14 protein-coding genes are annotated in these 19,215 nt (G+C 62.9%); 6 read left to right on the top strand and 8 right to left on the bottom strand.

What is annotated here, in order from left to right; translation table 11 throughout:
- The 4 genes from GA829_RS20090 to GA829_RS20075 form a co-directional block, all read right to left on the bottom strand.
- Positions 1 to 435, bottom strand: coding sequence for a DUF3995 domain-containing protein (locus tag GA829_RS20090; protein WP_195174426.1), 435 nt, complete (start codon positions 433 to 435; stop codon positions 1 to 3).
- Positions 432 to 770 (bottom strand): Mpo1-like protein, encoded by a 339-nt coding sequence (locus GA829_RS20085; protein ID WP_195174425.1) that lies wholly within the window; start codon positions 768 to 770, stop codon positions 432 to 434. Before GA829_RS20085 ends, GA829_RS20090 begins: the two co-directional genes overlap by 4 nt.
- A gap of 142 nt (positions 771 to 912) precedes the next feature.
- Positions 913 to 4,410 carry a transcription-repair coupling factor gene (mfd, locus tag GA829_RS20080; RefSeq protein WP_195174424.1) on the bottom strand — a complete coding sequence of 1,166 codons (3,498 nt, stop codon included), beginning with the start codon at positions 4,408 to 4,410 and terminating at the stop codon, positions 913 to 915.
- A gap of 13 nt (positions 4,411 to 4,423) precedes the next feature.
- On the bottom strand, positions 4,424 to 4,726 hold the full coding sequence (locus GA829_RS20075; protein WP_195179739.1) for an FAD assembly factor SdhE: 303 nt from the start codon (positions 4,724 to 4,726) through the stop codon (positions 4,424 to 4,426).
- A gap of 92 nt (positions 4,727 to 4,818) precedes the next feature.
- On the opposite strand from GA829_RS20075, the gene recG reads away from it, so the two are divergent.
- Positions 4,819 to 6,927 carry an ATP-dependent DNA helicase RecG gene (gene recG / locus GA829_RS20070; protein WP_195174423.1) on the top strand — a complete coding sequence of 703 codons (2,109 nt, stop codon included), beginning with the start codon at positions 4,819 to 4,821 and terminating at the stop codon, positions 6,925 to 6,927.
- Here the strand turns inward: recG and GA829_RS20065 are convergent.
- The 4 genes from GA829_RS20065 to GA829_RS20050 form a co-directional block, all read right to left on the bottom strand.
- Positions 6,879 to 7,649, bottom strand: coding sequence for a DUF502 domain-containing protein (locus tag GA829_RS20065; protein ID WP_195174422.1), 771 nt, complete (start codon positions 7,647 to 7,649; stop codon positions 6,879 to 6,881). The genes recG and GA829_RS20065 overlap by 49 nt on opposite strands.
- An 80-nt stretch (positions 7,650 to 7,729) precedes the next feature.
- On the bottom strand, positions 7,730 to 9,553 hold the full coding sequence (glmS, locus tag GA829_RS20060; RefSeq protein WP_195174421.1) for a glutamine--fructose-6-phosphate transaminase (isomerizing): 1,824 nt from the start codon (positions 9,551 to 9,553) through the stop codon (positions 7,730 to 7,732).
- Between the two features lie 187 nt (positions 9,554 to 9,740).
- Positions 9,741 to 11,099: a bifunctional UDP-N-acetylglucosamine diphosphorylase/glucosamine-1-phosphate N-acetyltransferase GlmU gene (gene glmU, locus GA829_RS20055; protein ID WP_195174420.1), complete on the bottom strand. Its 1,359-nt coding sequence runs from the start codon at positions 11,097 to 11,099 to the stop codon at positions 9,741 to 9,743.
- A gap of 174 nt (positions 11,100 to 11,273) precedes the next feature.
- Positions 11,274 to 12,020 carry a cytochrome c biogenesis CcdA family protein gene (locus tag GA829_RS20050; protein ID WP_195174419.1) on the bottom strand — a complete coding sequence of 249 codons (747 nt, stop codon included), beginning with the start codon at positions 12,018 to 12,020 and terminating at the stop codon, positions 11,274 to 11,276.
- A gap of 239 nt (positions 12,021 to 12,259) precedes the next feature.
- On the opposite strand from GA829_RS20050, the gene GA829_RS20045 reads away from it, so the two are divergent.
- From GA829_RS20045 to GA829_RS20025, 5 genes are all read left to right on the top strand, one after another.
- Entirely contained in the window at positions 12,260 to 12,637 is a 378-nt protein-coding gene (locus tag GA829_RS20045) for a COG4315 family predicted lipoprotein (protein WP_195174418.1), read from the top strand.
- Positions 12,638 to 12,985: 348 nt separating this feature from the next.
- Positions 12,986 to 15,625 carry a type I DNA topoisomerase gene (topA, locus tag GA829_RS20040; protein ID WP_195174417.1) on the top strand — a complete coding sequence of 880 codons (2,640 nt, stop codon included), beginning with the start codon at positions 12,986 to 12,988 and terminating at the stop codon, positions 15,623 to 15,625.
- A 1-nt stretch (position 15,626) separates the two neighbouring features.
- Positions 15,627 to 17,933: a ribonuclease R gene (gene rnr, locus GA829_RS20035; protein WP_195174416.1), complete on the top strand. Its 2,307-nt coding sequence runs from the start codon at positions 15,627 to 15,629 to the stop codon at positions 17,931 to 17,933.
- Positions 17,933 to 18,379 carry a DUF983 domain-containing protein gene (locus tag GA829_RS20030; protein ID WP_195174415.1) on the top strand — a complete coding sequence of 149 codons (447 nt, stop codon included), beginning with the start codon at positions 17,933 to 17,935 and terminating at the stop codon, positions 18,377 to 18,379. The genes rnr and GA829_RS20030 overlap by 1 nt, the downstream gene beginning before the upstream one ends.
- Before the next feature lie 85 nt (positions 18,380 to 18,464).
- Positions 18,465 to 19,205 (top strand): NUDIX hydrolase, encoded by a 741-nt coding sequence (locus GA829_RS20025; protein ID WP_195174414.1) that lies wholly within the window; start codon positions 18,465 to 18,467, stop codon positions 19,203 to 19,205.
- Positions 19,206 to 19,215: the final 10 nt, after the last annotated feature.

The raw sequence follows: 19,215 nt of genomic DNA, 5'->3' as shown, positions 1-19,215 counted from the left end.
TCATGGAGCGCTGTCGGCCAACGCCAAATAGAAGAAGCCCAAGCCCAGAACCAGGCAAAGCGGACTGTAAAGCAAGGTATCGTACCTGGCGAAACGCGTCGTCCTCACCTGTTTGAACAGGCCCACATATCTTGACCAGCTCAGCGCCCGCACGGTGAAGACAATCGCCCAGAGCGCAATACCAGCCGTCAGCCATGCCTGTGGCACGGGCAGCCGAACCACACCTGTCCTGGCAAGGACGAGCAGGAACAACAGCGTCATGATCAGCCCAACCGCGATCGCGCCAAAGGCAGCGTTCTCTATCACCGGGCTTCCGTCCTGCCGTTGAGGCAGCGCTACACCGGCAGCCATGCGCCCACCGAAACCCCAATAGATGTGAAAACCAGCAGCGAGCAGAAGGATCGCCGAGCAGATGGCGCTGACCGCTGCCGTCATGCCTGCGGTGAGGCTTCGTTCAAGCGCCGCAGCTGCCGGCCAAGGCCACCTGTGAGGTCGAGCGCCAGCATGCGAAGCAGCGCGATGGCGCTCCACAAGGGCCGGTCGGCGAACGGCTTGTTGCTGTTGTGCTCAAGGAAAGGATGGGTAAGCAGGGCGGCAAGATAGAAGAACGGAATGATGACCAGAAAAGCCCACCAGACGACAAGGAAAGATGCGGCGACGCCGGCGATCGGCGCGAAAAACAGACCGAGATAGTGTACCAGCCGCGTCGAAGGCCTCGAGTGGCCGGCGAGATAACCGAGCCAGTATTCATCAAAGGTTTGAGGGCTCATCTTTGCTCCCCTGCGGCTTCCGGCATTGCCGAACTTCAAGGCAGTTTGCGCCTGTCGACCCGAATACTTCAATGGTCCCAATCGTCGCACGTCTTTGCGATGAATACCGGCCGATCTTCGTGTGTCAGTTACTGCTTCGTTCCTACGCCGCCTTTTCCACCAGCCGCGCCAGTTGCGTCATGACCACCGCGGAGCCGGCCAGCCGCTTGTCAGGTGTTGGCCAGTCGCGCACGAAGACGACGCTGTGGTCCGGCCGGATCTTGGCCAGCGATCCCTGTTCGCCGATGAACTTGACCAGCCCGACCGGGTTGGAGAACTCACGCTTGCGGAAATGGATGACGACGCCCTTCGGGCCGGCGTCGAGCTTCTCGACATTGGCCCTGCGGCAGAGCGCCTTGATAAAGACGATCTTCAGCAGATGCTTCACCTCCTCCGGCAGAGGTCCGAAGCGGTCGATCAGCTCGGCGCCGAAGGCATCGATCTCCTCGGTGTTTTCGAGATCGCCAAGGCGGCGGTAGAGCGCCAGCCTCAGCTGCAGGTCTGGAACATAGCTTTCGGGGATCATCACCGCTGTGCCGACGGCGATCTGCGGCGACCAGCCGCCATCCTGCACCTCGCCGGAATCCTTCACCTCGGCGACCGCCTCTTCCAGCATCTGCTGGTAGAGCTCGAATCCGACCTCCTTGATGTGGCCGGACTGCTCTTCGCCGAGCAGATTGCCGGCGCCCCGGATATCGAGATCGTGGCTGGCGAGCTGGAAGCCGGCGCCCAGCGTGTCGAGCGATTGCAGCACTTTCAGCCGGCGTTCGGCGGTATCGGTCAGCTTGCGGTTGGCTGGCAGCGTGAACAGCGCATAGGCCCGCACTTTCGAACGGCCGACACGGCCACGCAGCTGGTAGAGCTGCGACAGGCCAAACATGTCGGCGCGATGGATGATCAGCGTGTTGGCGGTTGGAATGTCCAGGCCGGATTCAACGATGGTGGTCGACAAAAGCACGTCGTACTGGCCGTCATAGAAGGCGTTCATGATGTCGTCGAGCTCGCCCGGCGGCATCTGGCCGTGCGCCACCGCCACCTTCAGTTCCGGCACGGATTCCTTCAGGAAATCATTGATTTCAGCGAGATCACTGATGCGCGGCACGACATAGAAGGAATGGCCGCCGCGATAACGCTCGCGCAGCAGCGTCTCGCGAATGACCAGCGGATCGAACGGCGAGATGAAGGTGCGCACCGCCATGCGGTCGACCGGCGGTGTCGCGATCAGCGACAGCTCACGCACGCCGGTCAGCGCCAACTGCAAGGTGCGCGGGATCGGCGTCGCCGACAGTGTCAACACATGCACGTCGGTCTTCAGGTCCTTCAGGCGCTCCTTGTGCTTGACGCCAAAGTGCTGCTCCTCGTCGATGATCAGCAGGCCAAGGTTCTTGAATGAAATCGCGGAACCCAACAGTGCGTGGGTGCCGATGACGATGTCGACCTGCCCCTCGGCGATGCCTTTCTTGGTCTCGGCCAGTTCCTTGGCAGCAACCAGCCGCGACGCCTGGCCGACACGGATCGGCAGACCGGAAAAGCGTTGCGAGAAGGTCTTGAAATGCTGGCGCGACAAAAGCGTTGTCGGCACCACCACCGCGACCTGGAAACCTTCCATGGCCGCGATAAAGGCGGCGCGCAGCGCCACTTCCGTTTTGCCGAAGCCGACGTCGCCGCAAATCAGCCGGTCCATCGGCTTGCCGGCGGCGAGATCATCCCGCACTGAGTCGATCGCCGTCTGCTGGTCGTCGGTTTCCTCGTAGGGGAACCGCGCCGCGAATTCGCCATAGAGCCCTTCCGCCGGCACCAGTGGGGGGGCAGAGCGCATCTGCCGTTCGGCGGCGATGCGGATCAACTGCCCGGCCATGTCGAGCAGACGCTTCTTCAGCCGTGCCTTGCGCGACTGCCAGGCGCCGCCACCGAGCTTGTCCAGCGTCGCTTCGGCAGAGTCCGAGCCGTAGCGCGACAGAAGCTCGATGTTCTCGACCGGCAGGAACAGCCGGTCATCGCCGGCATAGTGGATTTCGAGACAATCATGCGGTGCGCCAACCGCCTCGATGGTGCGCAGGCCAATGAAGCGGCCAATGCCATGGTCGGCGTGGACGACAATGTCGCCGGCCGACAGCGCCGAGGCTTCGGCGATGAAGTCCGAGGCGCGCTTCTTGCGTTTCGAGCGCCGGATCAGCCGGTCGCCGAGAATATCCTGCTCGGCGACAACCACCAGTTTTTCGGTCTCGAAGCCAGACTCGAGTGGCAGCACGGCCAGTGCCGCCTGCCCCGGCTCAAGCTGTTCGGCCTCCGCGAGTGTCGCGACCTGCTTGAGATTGCCGAGATGATGCTCGGCCAGGATCTGGCCAAGCCGGTCGAGCGAACCCTCGGTCCAGCCGGCAATGACGACACGGCGGCGCGCGGCGCGCTCGTCGGCGATGTGTTTGACGACGATGTCGAAGACATTGATGTTGGGATCGGCACGTTCTTCCACGAAGCTGCGGCCATGGCGCGAACCGGCATGGTAGACTTTTTTCAGGCCGGCGTCGGGCGCATCGAAAGGCGTGAAGTCGATCGCTTCACGCGGCCCGAGCGATGCGATCAGGTTTTCAGGCGAGAGATAAAGCAGGTCAGGCGCCACCGGCTTGTAGGGCACCGCGTCCTTCAACGCGCTGTCAGCCTGTTTCTTGCGCGCCTCGTAGTGATCGAGGATCAGCGTATGTCGTTCGGCCAGCGCCTCATGCGCCAGATGGTCAAAGACGACAGGCGTATCCGGGAGGTAATCGAACACCGTCTCCAGCTTTTCGTAGAAGAACGGCAGCCAATGCTCCATGCCGGCAAAGCGGCGCCCTTCGCTCACGGCTGCGTAGAGGCCATCATCGCGCGACGGCGCACCAAACGCCTCGATATAGGAGCGGCGGAAGCGGCTGATCGTTTCCGGTGTCAGCGCCACTTCGCTCATCGCTTGCAGCGCCATCGATTTGCGCTGGCCGATGGTGCGCTGCGTTGCGGCATCGAAGACGCGGATCGATTCCAGCGTATCGCCGAAGAAGTCGAGCCTCAGCGCCTCGGTCCAGCCCGGCGCCAAAAGGTCGAGAATGCCGCCGCGCACCGCGAATTCGCCGACGCCCCGCACCGTCGGCACCCGCTCGAACCCGGATGTCTCCAGCCGCGACACCAGCTTGTTCATGTCGATCTGGTTGCCGGGCCTGGCATGGAAAGTCTGCGCCTCGACCAGATCCGCCGGCGGAATGCGTTGCAGCAGCGCATTCGCGGTGGTGAGGATCACGGCGCGATGCGGCTTTTTCGCCAGCGCGATCATCGCCGTCAGCGCATCCAGGCGCCGCGCGGCGGCATCCGAGCCGGGTGACACCCGGTCGTAAGGCAAGCAATCCCAAGCCGGCAGTTCGAGCACCGGCAGGCCGGGCGCGGCAAAAGACAGCGCCTCGATGATCGCAGGCAGGCGCTGGCCGTCGCGCGCCACGAACAGCACCGGCTTATCGGCGGCGATCTCGAGGGCTGCCTGGACAAGCGCGAATGCCTCATAGCCGTCGGCGACGCCATCGACGATCAACTGGCCGGCACGGCCCTTCGGCAAGCCGATTTTGGGAATAAGGCTCATGAATTCACGTCGTTCAAAATGTCATGGAGTGGCGGAAAGCCAGGATTTTTCGCAGGACGGGACAATCGATATCGGCCGGAACCTGGCGTTCGCCGGTGACCAGCGGCAGGAACTCGGTATCGGGAATGTCGAGGAGCTTCTCATATTGGTCGATCTCGTCGCTGGTCAAGACGCCGATCTCGCTATCGGCGAAGCTGCCCAGGATCAGGTCCATTTCGCGCATGCCGCGGTGCCAGGACCGGAACAACAGTTTGCGGCGGCGCGCATCGAGGCCCTCGCTTGCCAACCCGGCACTTGATCTCGTCGTTCCGGTCATGATGCCGCATCCTTGCTTGCTGCGGCGCATATAGCGTGGATAGAAGGGGCTGTCAGCCTTGCGCTGAAACCGTCTCGACATAAGCTGACATCATGCGTCCCTCCGTGCTCGATCCATTGTTCGTTCCCATAACCTCGCTCGCCGGCGTCGGGCCGAAGGTTGGCGCGCTGATCGAGAAGGTCGTGGCCGCAGATCTCGGTGACCGCGCGGCGCGTGCCGGCGACCTCCTGTTCGTGCTGCCGCACACCATCATCGACCGCCGCAACCGGCCGGGCATTGCCGGGTCTCCCGAGGGTGCGATCGTCACGCTCGACGTGCGCATTGACCGCCACCAGCCGCCGCCGCGCGGCAACAGATCGGTGCCCTACAGGGTCTATGCACATGATGACACCGGTGAGATTGCCCTGACCTTTTTCCATGCACACGCCGCCTATCTCGAAAAAGCGATGCCGGTGGGCGAGCATGTCGTGATCTCGGGCCGCATGGAATGGTTCAACGGCCGCCCGACCATGGTCCACCCCGACCATATCGCACTGGCCAGCGAAGCGGACAGCCTGCCGCTGGTCGAGCCGGTCTACCCGCTGACCGCCGGGCTGTCGGGCAAGGTGCTGCGCCGCGCGATCGGCCAGGCGCTGGAGCGGCTGCCCGTGCTGCCGGAATGGCAGGACGGTGAATTCCTGCGCCGCCGCACATTTCCGGCCTTCGCCGATGCGCTGGCCCGCATCCACAACCCGGCCGATCCGATCGATGTCTCAATCGACGGCGCGGTCTGGCGGCGGCTCGCTTATGACGAATTGCTGGCCGGCCAGGTATCGCTGGCGCTGGTCCGGGCAAAGGTGCGCCGCCTGTCGGGCCGGCCTCTGCTTGGTGACGGCCGCATCGTTGAAAAATTGCGCGAGGCCCTGCCCTATTCTCTGACTGGCAGCCAGGAGTTCGCACTGGCCGAAATCAATGCCGATCTTGGCGATCCAGAGCGCATGCTGCGGCTTCTGCAGGGCGATGTCGGCTCCGGCAAGACAGTGGTCGCGCTGCTTGCCATGGCGCGCGCCGTCGAGGCCGGCGGCCAGGCGGCGCTGATGGCGCCAACCGAAATCCTGGCGCGTCAGCATCTGGCGACGATCGCGCCGCTTGCCGCCAAGGCGGGGATGCGCGTCGCCATCCTCACGGGCCGTGAAAAGGGCCGTGAGCGGACCGAGACCCTGACCGGCCTGGCGGATGGCAGCATCGATATCGTCGTCGGCACCCACGCCCTGTTTCAGGAAGCGGTGATCTATCACGACCTGGTTTTCGCCGTCGTCGACGAACAGCACCGTTTCGGCGTCCACCAGCGTCTCGCCATCACCGCCAAGGGCGATGCGCCCGACATGCTGGTGATGACGGCAACGCCGATCCCACGCACGCTGGTGCTGACTGCGTTCGGCGACATGGATGTGTCGAAACTAATGGAAAAGCCGGTCGGGCGACAGCCGATCCGCACTGTCACGCTGCCGCTGGAACGGCTCGACGAACTGGTCGGCCGCATGCGCGATGCCGTGGCCGACGGCCAGAAAATCTACTGGATCTGCCCGCTGGTCGAGGAGTCCGAGGAAATCAAACTGATGTCGGCCGAGGACCGCTTTGCCTCGCTGCAGCCACTGTTCGGCGACCGGATCGGCCTTGTTCACGGCCGCATGAAGGGCGCCGAGAAGGACGAGGCGATGCGCGCCTTCAAGCAGGGCGAAACGCGCATCCTGATCGCCACCACGGTCATCGAGGTCGGTGTCGACGTGCCGGATGCGACGATCATGGTGATCGAGCATGCCGAGCGCTTCGGTCTGGCGCAGTTGCACCAGTTGCGCGGCCGGGTCGGGCGCGGCGACAAGTCTTCGTCTTGCGTTTTGCTCTACAAGGACCCGCTCGGAGAGACGGCCAAGCGCCGGCTGTCAGTGATGCGCGACACCGAGGATGGGTTCCTGATCGCCGAGGAGGACCTGAAACTGCGCGGCGAAGGCGAATTGCTCGGCACCCGCCAGTCCGGCACGCCCGGCTTCCAGGTCGCACGCATCGAGGCGCATGCCGATCTGCTGGAGGCCGCCCGTGACGACGCGCGGCTCATTCTGTCGCGCGACCCGGAACTGCAATCCGAGCGCGGCGAAGCCTTGCGCCTGCTGCTCTACTTGTTCGGCCGCGACGAAGCGGTGCGGCTCTTGCGCGCCGGCTGACGTCCATCGAGTGGCGGATTGGCAAGCGGCGGATTGGCGAGCGCTGCATGGATTGCCTCGCCGTTGACCGTCACCAGATCCGTCCGGATTTCAGGCACGACCAGCCCGGCTGAGACGATCAGCTTGGCGCCGTCCTCGATCGTCATGTCGAGCAGCACGATGTCGGATTTCAGCACGTACATCAGGAAGCCGGTTGTCGGATTAGGCGTGCACGGCATGAACACGGCCATCAGCGGATCGCCTTCCTGGTCAAGTTTCTGGTTGATCTCCGTTTCCTTCTCGCCGGCGACAAAGACCAGCGACCAGACGCCTTTTCGCGGATACTCGACCAACCCGACCTGGCTGAACATGTCGCCCTTGTTCGACAGCACGGTCTCGAAAATCTGTTTCAGCGACCCATAGATGCCGCGCACCAGCGGCATGCGGCCAAGCAGGCGTTCGCCAAAATTGACGATGGCCCGGCCGACGATGTTGGCGGCCAGGAAACCGATGAGGGTGATCAGGATCAAGGCGACGATCAGCCCGAACCCCGGAACCGGGAACGGCAGATAGGTGTCGGGGCTATAGCGCGCGGGGATATAGGGCTTTACCCACGAATCGACCCAGCCGATGAACGACCAGGCGATATAGGCAGTGATTGCCAGCGGCGCGCAGACGATGAAGCCTGTGAGGAAATAATTCCTCAGCCGGGTCATGCCGGAAGTCTTTGGAGCATCGGACATGGTTCACCGGAGGCGCGGGTTGCACCGCAACATTAGTGAACCGCGCCTCGGTTTGGAACTGCGAAGTTTTTAAAGGCGCCCTATTCCACCGTTACCGACTTCGCCAGGTTGCGCGGCTGGTCGACATCGGTGCCCATGAACACGGCGGCGAAATAGGCCAGCATCTGGATCGGCAGCGCGTAGATGATCGGCGAGATGATTTCCGGGACGTCGGGCAGGATGATCGTCTCCATCGTCTTGACCGTCGCCTGCGCCGCGCCCTTGGCATCGGTGATCAGGATGATCTTGCCGCCGCGCGCCGCCACTTCCTGCATGTTGGAGACGGTTTTCTCGAAGATGCGGTCATGCGGGGCAATGACGATCACCGGCATGTTCTCATCGATCAGCGCGATCGGGCCGTGCTTCAGCTCTCCGGCGGCATAGCCCTCGGCGTGGATGTAGGAAATTTCCTTGAGTTTCAGCGCGCCTTCCATGGCCAGCGGGAAGTTGGTGTCGCGGCCGAGATAGAGCACGTTCTTGTAGTACGACAGCTCGCGCGCGATCTTTTCGATCTGGCCCTCCAGCTTCAGCACCTGGTTGGCATAGCGCGGTGCTTCCGACAGCGCGCGCACCAGCGCCTTTTCCTCGTCCCGCGAGATCGTGCCGCGCGCCACACCGGCGCGCACCGCGAGCGAGGCCAGTACCGACAACTGGCATGTGAAAGCCTTTGTCGAGGCAACGCCAATCTCCGGTCCGGCGAGCGTCGGCAGCACGACGTCGGATTCGCGCGCCATGGTCGATTCGCGCACATTGACGACAGCGCCGATCTTCATGCCAGCCTTGCGGCAATAGCGCAGCGACGCCAGCGTGTCGGCGGTCTCTCCAGACTGTGAGATGAAGAAAGCAGCATCGTTCTTCGACAGCGGCATTTCCCGGTAGCGGAACTCGGAGGCGACATCGATGTCGACTGGCAGCCGGGCGTAGCGCTCGAACCAGTATTTGCTGATCAAGCCTGCAAGATACGCAGTACCGCAGGCGGAGAGCGCCAAGCGATCGATCTTGGCGAAATCGAAAGGCAGGTCGAGCGGCTTCGAGACGCCGGAAACGAAATCGACGTAATGCGCCAGCGTGTGCGAGATGACCTCCGGCTGTTCATGGATTTCCTTTTCCATGAAATGGCGGCGGTTGCCCTTGTCGACCATGAAGCTGGTCGAGAGCGACTGCTGACGCTTGCGGGCGACCTTCTTGCCGTCGATGTCGAAAATGGTGACACCTTGGCGGCGCACCACCGCCCAGTCGCCGTCCTCAAGATAAGTGATCGAATTGGTGAAGGGTGCCAGCGCGATCGCGTCCGAACCCAGGAACATCTCGCCATCGCCATGGCCGACAGCCAGCGGCGGGCCATTGCGGGCACCGACGATCAGGTCTTCATCGCCCTTGAACATGATGGCCAGCGCGAAAGCGCCTTCCAGCCGCTTCAGCGCCTGATGCGCGGCCTCGACCGGCTTCAGACCCCTGGCCAGTTCGCGCGCCACCAGATGGGCAACGACCTCGGTGTCGGTCTGCGATGAGAATTCATAACCGTCCCGCTTCAACTCATCGCGCAACTCGGCGAAGTTTTCGATGATGCCGTTATGGACGATGGCAACGCCATTGGAAAAATGCGGGTGCGCGTTGGCCTCGTTGGGCACGCCATGCGTGGCCCAGCGTGTGTGGCCAATGCCGATCGTGCCTTCGAGCGGCTCGTCCTTCAGCCGGCGTTCGAGGTTGATCAGCTTGCCTTCGGCACGGCGGCGGGCGAGCTCACCATGTTCGATCGTGGCGACACCGGCAGAATCATAGCCGCGATATTCGAGGCGTTTCAGCGCATCGACGATGAGCGGCGCCACCTGCGAGTTGCCTACAATTCCGACGATACCGCACATGGCGCTTGCCCCCGATTCCTGCAGAAAACCCAGCGCTATTTAGGGATGGCCGGTCCGCCGCGAAAGTCACATTGCATTTCGCCCCGTGTCAACCGGAACGCTAGTGCCCGAATGCACCATGACAGAGCGCCGTTGCAATCCGGTTACTGCGATCGTTAGGTTTTTCAGGCAGCCGGAGTTGCGGTGTTCATTTCTTCTTAGCCGCCGCGGCCGAGGCAAAGCGCTCGCGCAATTCCTTGCCTTTGCCTGGAATCGTCTTTTGACGGGCGCGACCGAAAGCCAGTGCGTCATCCGGCACGCTTTCGGTGATGACGCTGCCCGAGGCGATGTAGCCGCCTTTGCCTATGCTAACCGGCGCCACCAGCGAGGAGTTAGAGCCGATGAACGCCCCTTCGCCGATGTCGGTGAAGAATTTCGAATAGCCATCATAGTTGCAGGTGATGGTGCCGGCGCCGATGTTGGCGCCTGCGCCAATGCGGGCATCGCCGATATAGGTCAGGTGATTGACCTTGGCGCCCTCCTCGATAACAGCCTGCTTGACCTCGCAGAAATTGCCGACCTTGGCCTTGTTCTTCAAGTCAGCGCCTGGCCGCAGCCGTGCGAATGGCCCGACATCGCAATTGGAGGCGATGGTAGCGCCCTCGATGTGGCTGAAGGCATGGATCTTGGCGCCGGTGGCGATCTTCACACCCGGCCCGAACCAGACATTGGGTTCGACGATCGTATCGGCGCCGACCTCTGTATCATACGAGAAATACACGGTTTCCGGCGCGATCAGCGTTACGCCCGACAGCATCGCCTCCTGCCGGCGACGCGTCTGCCAGATGCTTTCCGCGTGCGCCAGTTCGGCGCGGTTGTTGATGCCGAGCGCGCTTTCGAAACTGGCTTCGGTGGCAACGACATCGAGACCTTGTCCACTGGCAATCTCGACGATGTCGGTCAGATAGTACTCGCCCTTGGCGTTCTTGTTGCCGACGGCATCGAGCAGTTTCAGCGCGTGAGCGCCGGCCACGGCCATCATGCCGGCATTGCAGAAGCCGATCTCCCTTTCCTCCGCGCTGCAATCCTTTTCCTCGCGGATGGCCATCAGCTTGCCGCCCTTTTCGATCAGCCTGCCATAGCCGGTTGGATTGGGCGGCCTGAAGCCGATGACGACAACCGCGGCCCCTTCGGCCAGCCTCAGCCGCGCCATGGTCAAGGCATCCGCGTCGATCAGCGGCGTGTCCCCGAACATCACCAGCACATCATCATAACCCTTTGATATTGCTTCGCGGGCCGCCAGTACGGCATGCGCCGTGCCGAGCCGCTGCTCCTGCACGAAAGTCTCTGCCTGCGGCGCGAATTTCGCCGCAGCCTTGCGCATCTCGTCCGCGCCATGCCCGATGACCAGCGCCTGGCCGCTGGCACCGGCGGCTTCGGCCGCCTTCACCACATGAGCGACCATGGGCAGCCCGGCAATCTGGTGCAGCACCTTGGGCATGGCGCTCTTCATGCGCGTGCCTTCGCCGGCGGCGAGGATGACGGACAGGCAGGTTCTCTGGCTCATGGAAGGACAACCATATGAAAAGCGTTGGGAATCAAGACATGCTAGCAGTGGCGCCATGCTGCACCAATGCGGTTAAATTCCGATGAGATCGGCGACACGGAAGAGCAACTGACTTTCAATCAGTATGCCAATGTCACCGTTGAGGGCGAATTTTGGCCAAACCGGCCAGCAAACCTACCCCAACCGCCCCAGCACCGGGAAATTCTCCAGCAGCCAGTAGGACACCGTCTGCACCCCACCGGTGAGGAAAAACACGCCGGCGACGACCAGCAGCGCGCCGATGGCCTTTTCGACGCGGCCGAGATGGACGCGGAATTTGCCGAGGAAGCGCATGAAGGCGCCCGAAAACAGCGCCGCGATCAGGAACGGGATGCCGAGGCCAAGCGAATAGGCGGCTAGCAGCAACGCGCCCTCGCCCACCGTTTCACGGCCGCCGGCCAGTGTCAGGATCGGCCCCAGCACCGGGCCGATGCACGGCGTCCAGCCAAAGGCAAACGCCAAACCCATGACATAGGCGGCGACGGCGCTTGCCGGCTTGCCTTGCGACTGGAAGCGCGCCTCGCGTGACAGAAGCGGAATGCGCAGAATGCCTAGGAAATTAAGCCCCATCAGGATGATCAGCACGCCAGCGCCCATCGCCAGCGGTTCCTGCCAGACGCGCAAGAGCCTGCCGATGGTCGACGCGCCGGCACCGAGCGCCACGAACACCGTGGAGAAGCCGAGCACGAAGGCAATGGAAGAAGAGAGCAGCGCTGTTCGCGCGCCGGCCTTGGCGGTCGGACCGGCATCGCCACGGAAATCATCGACCGAGACGCCGGCCATATAGCAGAGATAGGGCGGCACCAGCGGCAGCACACAAGGCGACAGGAACGAGACTGCTCCCGCCCCGACCGCGCTGACATAGCCGATGTCCAATGCCATTCCAAAACTCCAACCGTTTGCGCGCGATATAGCGACGCGTGGCCTTGTCCGCCAATCACCATTGTGTGGCAACCAGTCGCTGCCCAGGCACAATCTACTACGATCGTGCCAAGGCAATTGTTACCCGCGGCGACAAAGACACATCGACGAAAAGCCGGGAAGAAACCAAGGCTCCCCGCCGTTGATGCAGCGAGGCCGCGATTTACCGCGCGCTTCTTGATCACATCCGGGAGATTCTCATGAAATCGATCACGATCGGTATGGCCATGCTTTTGCTCGGCACCGCAGCGTCATACGCCGCCGAAGCCTGGAAGGAAGCCGAGGTTGGTGGCACCAAGATCTACACCGATACCAACGGCATGACCCTTTACACCTATGACAAGGACGAGAAGGGCAAGACCAACTGCTACGACAAATGCGCCACCAACTGGCCGCCGCTCAAGGCCGAAGCCGGCGCCAAGGCCGACGATGAATGGAGCGTTGTCGACCGCACCGACGGCACCAAGATGTGGGCCTATGACGGCAAGCCAGTCTACACCTTCATCAAGGACAAGAAGGCTGGTGACGTCTCCGGCGACGGCGTCGGCGAGGTCTGGCATATCGTCAAGGCCGACTGATTGTCCAATCCGAAGTCTCGCCGGTGGTGGGACTTCGACTGGCTGCCGGGTGTCCCTCCAATCTCGGCGGCCAGCTTCCCCATTGATTTTTTCCAACCGTCCTTCCTCGACTCAAGGATCAAGCCTGCACCGGGCCGTTCCCTGTCATTGGGCCGGCTATCTCCCCTGACTGAAAATCTGTGATTTTTGCCATACACTCTAAGAGTGTATTGCCGCCGACGGCCCGGCAATTTGGGCGCTTGCCCTTGACCGGATGCAAAAGCGCGGCCATGTGAGCGACAATCAGAAAAGATATTTCGTCGCGCGCAGCGGAATTCTTCTGCCGCATCACAGCTGATATGAGAACTCATGGACGTCGTCGTCGTCGAATCGCCGGCCAAGGCAAAGACAATCAACAAATATCTCGGCAAGAACTACAAAGTTCTGGCCTCGTTCGGCCATGTCAGGGATTTGCCGGCCAAGGATGGCTCTGTGCGTCCGGATGAGGACTTCGCCATGTCCTGGGCGGTCGACACCGCATCCGGCAAGCGCCTCGCCGACATCGCCAGGGCGGTCAAGGATGCCGACGGCCTGATCCTCGCCACCGATCCGGATCGCGAAGGTGAAGCAATCTCCTGGCATGTGCTGGAAGTGCTGAAGCAGAAGCGCGCCCTGAAGGACAAGCCGGTCAGCCGCGTCGTCTTCAACGCCATCACCAAGTCGTCGGTGCTGGAAGCGATGGCCAACCCGCGCCAGATCGATGCGCCGCTGGTCGATGCTTATCTCGCCCGCCGGGCGCTGGACTATCTCGTCGGCTTCACGCTGTCCCCTGTCCTGTGGCGCAAGCTGCCGGGCGCCCGCTCGGCCGGTCGTGTCCAGTCGGTTGCCTTGCGACTGGTGTGCGACCGCGAATCCGAAATCGAGCGCTTCATCCGCGAGGAATACTGGCAGATTTCAGCGCTGCTCGGCACGCCGCGCAAGGACAATTTCGAAGCGCGGCTGACCGCATTCGACCGCAAGAAGCTGCAAAAACTCGACATCGCCAACAAGGCGCAGGCCGACGACATCAAGGCGATGCTGGAAGGCGCGACCTTCAAGGCGGTCTCGGTCGAAGCCAAGCCGACCAAGCGCAACCCCGGCCCGCCCTTCACCACCTCAACTCTGCAGCAGGCCGCATCTTCGGGTCTCGGTTTCTCAGCCAGCCGCACCATGCAGGTAGCGCAGCGGCTCTACGAAGGCATGGAAATTGGCGGCGAGACCACCGGCCTCATTACCTATATGCGAACCGACGGCGTGCAGATGGCGCCAGAGGCCATCTCGGCCGCCCGCGACGCGATCGCCAAGGAATTCGGCCCCAAATACCTGCCGGAGAAGCCGCGCCAGTACACCGCCAAGGCCAAGAATGCCCAGGAAGCCCATGAGGCGATCCGCCCGACGGATTTCATGCGCAACCCGGCATCGGTCCGGCAGTATCTCGATTCCGACCAGATGCGGCTTTATGAGCTGATCTGGAAGCGCGCCATCGCCAGCCAGATGCAGTCGGCCGAAATAGAGCGCACGACCGCAGAGATCGAAGCGGTCAACGGCGCGCGCACGGCGGAACTTCGCGCCGTTGGCTCGGTCGTTCGCTTCGACGGCTTCATTGCCGCCTACACTGATCAGAAGGACGACGACGCGGAAGACGAGGAAAATCGTCGCCTGCCCGAAATCCGCGCCGGCGAGCAGTTGGCGCGCGAAACGATCAATGCCACCCAGCACACGACCGAGCCGCCGCCGCGCTATTCGGAAGCGTCGCTGATCAAGAAGCTGGAAGAGCTCGGCATCGGCCGTCCCTCGACCTACACCGCGATCCTCAAGACGCTCGAGGACCGCGACTACGTCACCATCGACAAGCGCCGGCTGGTGCCGCAGGCCAAGGGCCGGCTGCTGTCGGCTTTCCTCGAAAGCTTCTTCAAGCGCTATGTCGAGTATGATTTCACAGCTTCGCTTGAAGAGAAGCTCGACGAAATCTCGGACGGCAAGCTCGCCTGGAAAGACGTGCTGCGCGATTTCTGGAAGGACTTTTCCGGCGCGGTTACCGACATCAAGGAACTGCGCGTCACTGACGTGCTCGATGCGCTGAACGAGGAACTGGCGCCGCTGGTGTTCCCGGCGCGCGAAGACGGCTCCAACCCGCGCATCTGCCCGAAATGCGGCTCCGGCAACCTGTCGCTGAAGCTCGGCAAGTTCGGCGCCTTTGTCGGCTGCTCAAACTACCCTGAATGCTCCTTCACCCGGCAGCTTGGCGACGCAGCCAATCCCAATGGCGAGAATGGCGGCGGCGAGGACGGCACCAAGGTCATCGGCAAGGATCCTTACACGTCAGAGGAAATCACGCTGCGCAGCGGCCGCTTCGGCCCCTATCTGCAGCGTGGCGACGGCAAGGAAGCCAAGCGCTCCAGTCTTCCCAAGGGCTGGACGGCGGAAACGATCGACCATGAGAAGGCGCTGGCCCTGCTGTCATTGCCGCGTGATGTCGGCCAGCATCCGGAATCCGGCAAGATGATTTCCGCCGGGCTCGGCCGCTATGGTCCGTTCGTGCTTCATGACGGCACCTATGCCAATCTCGAGAGCATCGAGGACGTGTTCTCGATCGGCCTGAACCGCGCTGTCTCGGTGATCGCCGAGAAGCAGTTGAAGGGCAAGGGCGGCCGCAACGGCGGCGCGGCGGCAGCACTCAAGGAGCTTGGTGACCATCCGGACGGCGGCGGCAAGATCGTTGTCCGCGATGGCAAGTACGGGCCTTACGTGAATTTCGGCAAGGTCAACGCCACGCTGCCCAAGGGCAAGGATCCGCAATCGGTGACGGTCGAGGAAGCGCTGGCGCTGATCGCCGAGCGGGAGGCCAAGAGCGGCGGCGGCAAGAAGCCGTTCCGCAAGGCAGCGGCGGCCAAAGCCCCTGCCGCCAAGGCAACCACAACCAAGAAGGCGGCGGCCAAGAAGAAACCCGCAGCCAAGAAGAAGGCATAGGATGGCGCGCAGGATCACCGGTAGAAGCCACGGCGATCCGCGCACCGCCGACACGAGGGCCAAGGTCAAGGACGACTACAAGCCGTCGCGCGACGAAATCCTGCGTTACATCGCCGAAAATCCGGACCGCGCCGGCAAACGCGACATTGCCAAGGCATTCGCGCTGCGCGGTGAGGACCGCATCTGGCTGAAGGATATCTTGCGCGACCTGCAGGACGAAGGCGTCCTGACCAAGGACCGCAAGCAGCTGGCCCGCGTCGGCGCCCTGCCCCATGTCGCGGTGCTCGACATCTTTGGCCGCGATGGCGATGGCGTGCTCCTGGCGCACCCGGCTGAATCTGTCGGTACCGGCGAGCCACCGGTGGTTTCCATTCGCATCTCGCGCGGCGGCAGCGGCCCGGCGCCCGGTATCGGCGACCGTGTACTGGCCAAGACTTTCCCGACCAATGAAGCGACAGGCCCCGCCTACACCGGGCGGGTGATGAAGATCTTCGAGAAGCGCACCGACGCCGTGCTTGGCGTGTTTCGCATCCTGCAGGACGGCACTTTCCGCATCGAACCGGTGGAACGCCGCCAGCCCGAACTGATCGTCGACAAGGAATTCCAGAACGGCGCCAAGAATGGCGACCTGGTCGAAGTCGAACCTGCCCGTGCCGGCCGCTTTGGCCTGCCGCGTGCGAAAGTGCTGGCGGTGCTGGGATCGCTGACCAGCGAAAAGGCGGTCTCGATGATCGCCATTCACGCCCATGACATCCCGCACATCTTTCCAGCCGACGTCATTGCCGAATCCGAAGCGGTCAGGCCAGCGACGATGGATCACCGCGAGGACTGGCGCGACCTGCCGCTGGTCACCATCGATCCCGCCGATGCCAAGGACCATGACGACGCGGTGTTCGCCACGCCGGACCTCGACGAAAAGAACCTCGGCGGCGTTATCGCCACCGTGGCCATCGCCGATGTCGCCGCCTATGTCCGCTATGGCACCGCACTTGACCGCGAAGCGCTGAAGCGCGGCAATTCGGTCTATTTCCCGGATCGCGTCGTGCCGATGCTGCCCGAGCGCATTTCCAACGACCTCTGCTCGCTGCGCGAGGGACAGGACAGGCCCGCGCTAGCCGTGCGCATGATTTTCTCTGCCGATGGCCGCAAGCTCAGGCACACGTTCCACCGTATCATGATGAAGTCGGCGGCCAAGCTTGCCTATCCGCAGGCCCAGGCGGCCATTGACGGCATGCCGGACGACAAGACCGGCCCGCTCCTCGACACCGTTCTGAAGCCGCTCTGGGATGCCTATGCCATCCTGAAGCGTGGCCGCGACGGCCGCCAGCCGCTGGAGCTTGACCTGCCGGAGCGCAAGATCCTGCTCAAGCCCGACGGCACCGTCGACCGAGTCATCGTCCCCGAGCGGCTCGATGCTCACAAGCTTATCGAAGAATTCATGATCCAGGCCAATGTCGCCGCCGCTGAGACGCTGGAAGCGAAAAAGCAGGCGCTGGTCTACCGCGCCCATGACGCGCCTTCGCTGGCCAAGCAGGAATCGCTGCGTGAATTCCTGCAGACGCTTGGCTTGTCGCTGGCGCGCGGCGCGCAGATGCGGCCGGCCCAGTTCAACGGCATTCTGGAACGCGTGCGCGGCGCCGACAATGAAGGCCTGGTCAACGAAGTCGTGTTGCGTTCGCAGAGCCAGGCTGAATATTCGCCCAAGAATATCGGCCATTTCGGTCTCAACCTGAAGCGCTACGCGCATTTCACCTCGCCGATCCGCAGATATGCCGACCTGATCGTGCATCGTGGGCTTATTGCCGCACTTGGTTTCGGTCCAGGTGGCCTGACGCAGGATGAAGAAGCGCGGCTGGAAGATGTTTCCGTGCTGATCTCCGGTACGGAACGCCGCGCCATGGCGGCTGAGCGCGATACGGTCGACCGCCTGATCGCAGCCTATCTCGCCGAACGGGTCGACGACCGGTTCGACGCGCGTATTTCCGGCGTCACCAAGGCTGGACTATTTGTCCAATTGCCGCAGTTCGGCGCGGATGGTTTCATCCCGGTGTCAACTCTGGGCGGCGATTACTATATATACGACGAGACGGCCCGTTCCCTTTTCGGAGAACGCTCGGGCAAGGGCTACCAACTGGCGGATCGCGTCGAGGTTCGCCTCGTCGAAGTGTCGCCGATGGCTGGTGCCATGCGCTTCGAGATGTTGACCGACCCAAAGCCCCTGCCAGGCTCCAAACGGTCGTTTCACAAGGCTAAGGGCCGCGCCCGTGCGTCGCAAACGCGACCGGGCTCACGCGGCAGGAGACGATGATGCCAAAGGGTATGCAAGAACAGGTTTTCGGCGGCGAACTTCACTCGGGCCGGCCAGCGCGGCCGCTCTGGATGGCGATGAAGCGCGGCATGCTTGGCCGCTGCCCGCATTGCGGCGAAGGCAAGCTGTTTCGCGCCTTCGTCAAGACCGTCGACAAATGCGCGGTCTGCGGCGAGGAGATCCATCACCACCGCGCCGACGACCTGCCCGCCTATCTCGTGATCGTCATTGTTGGCCATATCGTGCTTGGCGCCTTCATGGGTGTCGAGGCGACCTCCACGCTTTCTACCTGGCAGCACATAGCCATCTGGGTGCCGCTGACAATCCTGCTGACCCTGGCACTGCTGCAACCGGTCAAGGGCGCCGTCATCGGACTGCAATGGGCCTTCTATATGCACGGGTTTGGCGGTGAAGAGGACGTGGTTGAGCCTCATCCAGGGGCATAGTTCGCGGTGACTACACCTGCTGGCGCAACATACCGACCGCGAAAGGCCACTTTCACTTGCCAGAAGTTTCCGCTAGGTCCTGCACATGGACAGTATGACCAAGGCGGACGTCGACAAGATTGATCGGAGCGCGCCCATGCACAGCGGCGCACCGATTCGCCCGCGCGACGCGGCGACCCTGATCTTGCTCGACCGCAAGGGCGATGATGTCCTGGTGCTGATGGGCCGCCGCCACGCCGGTCATGCCTTCATGCCGGGCAAGTTCGTTTTTCCCGGCGGCCGCACCGATCCAGCCGACAGCAGAATTTCCACCGCCTCCGCGCTGCATCCGCACGAGGAAGCGAAGCTCGCCGCCGGTCCTGGCCGCATCAGCGCTACCCGGGCCCGCGCCATCGCCCTGTCGGCGGTCCGCGAGACCTACGAGGAAGCTGGCCTGCTGATCGGCCAGAAAGGCGTCTTCGCCACATCAAGGCAGGACTGGCAGGGTTTCGTCGAACATGGCGTCCTGCCGTCACTCGACGTGTTGCGCTTCATCGCGCGCGCTATCACGCCTCCCAACCGGGTGCGCCGCTTCGACACCCGCTTCTTCAGCGCCTGGCGCGAAAATGTCGCCGTCGAGTTGCCCGGCGGCGGCCCGACCAATGAGCTTGAAGAGCTGGTTTGGCTACCGCTGGCCAAGGCCAGGGAAGCAGACATTCCCGATATCACCCGGATGATCCTGGACGAGCTGCAAAACCGCCTCGCCCATGATCCGCTGCTGCGACCGGGCGGCCTGGTGCCCTTCTATCGGCTTGTCCGCAACCGCTTCACCCGCGAACTTCTGTAGAGTATTCAGC

This window comes from Mesorhizobium sp. INR15 (assembly GCF_015500075.1).
Lineage (GTDB): Bacteria > Pseudomonadota > Alphaproteobacteria > Rhizobiales > Rhizobiaceae > Mesorhizobium.
The sequence above is the reverse complement of the archived record's forward strand: the minus strand, read 5'-3'. Positions and strand labels throughout refer to the sequence as shown.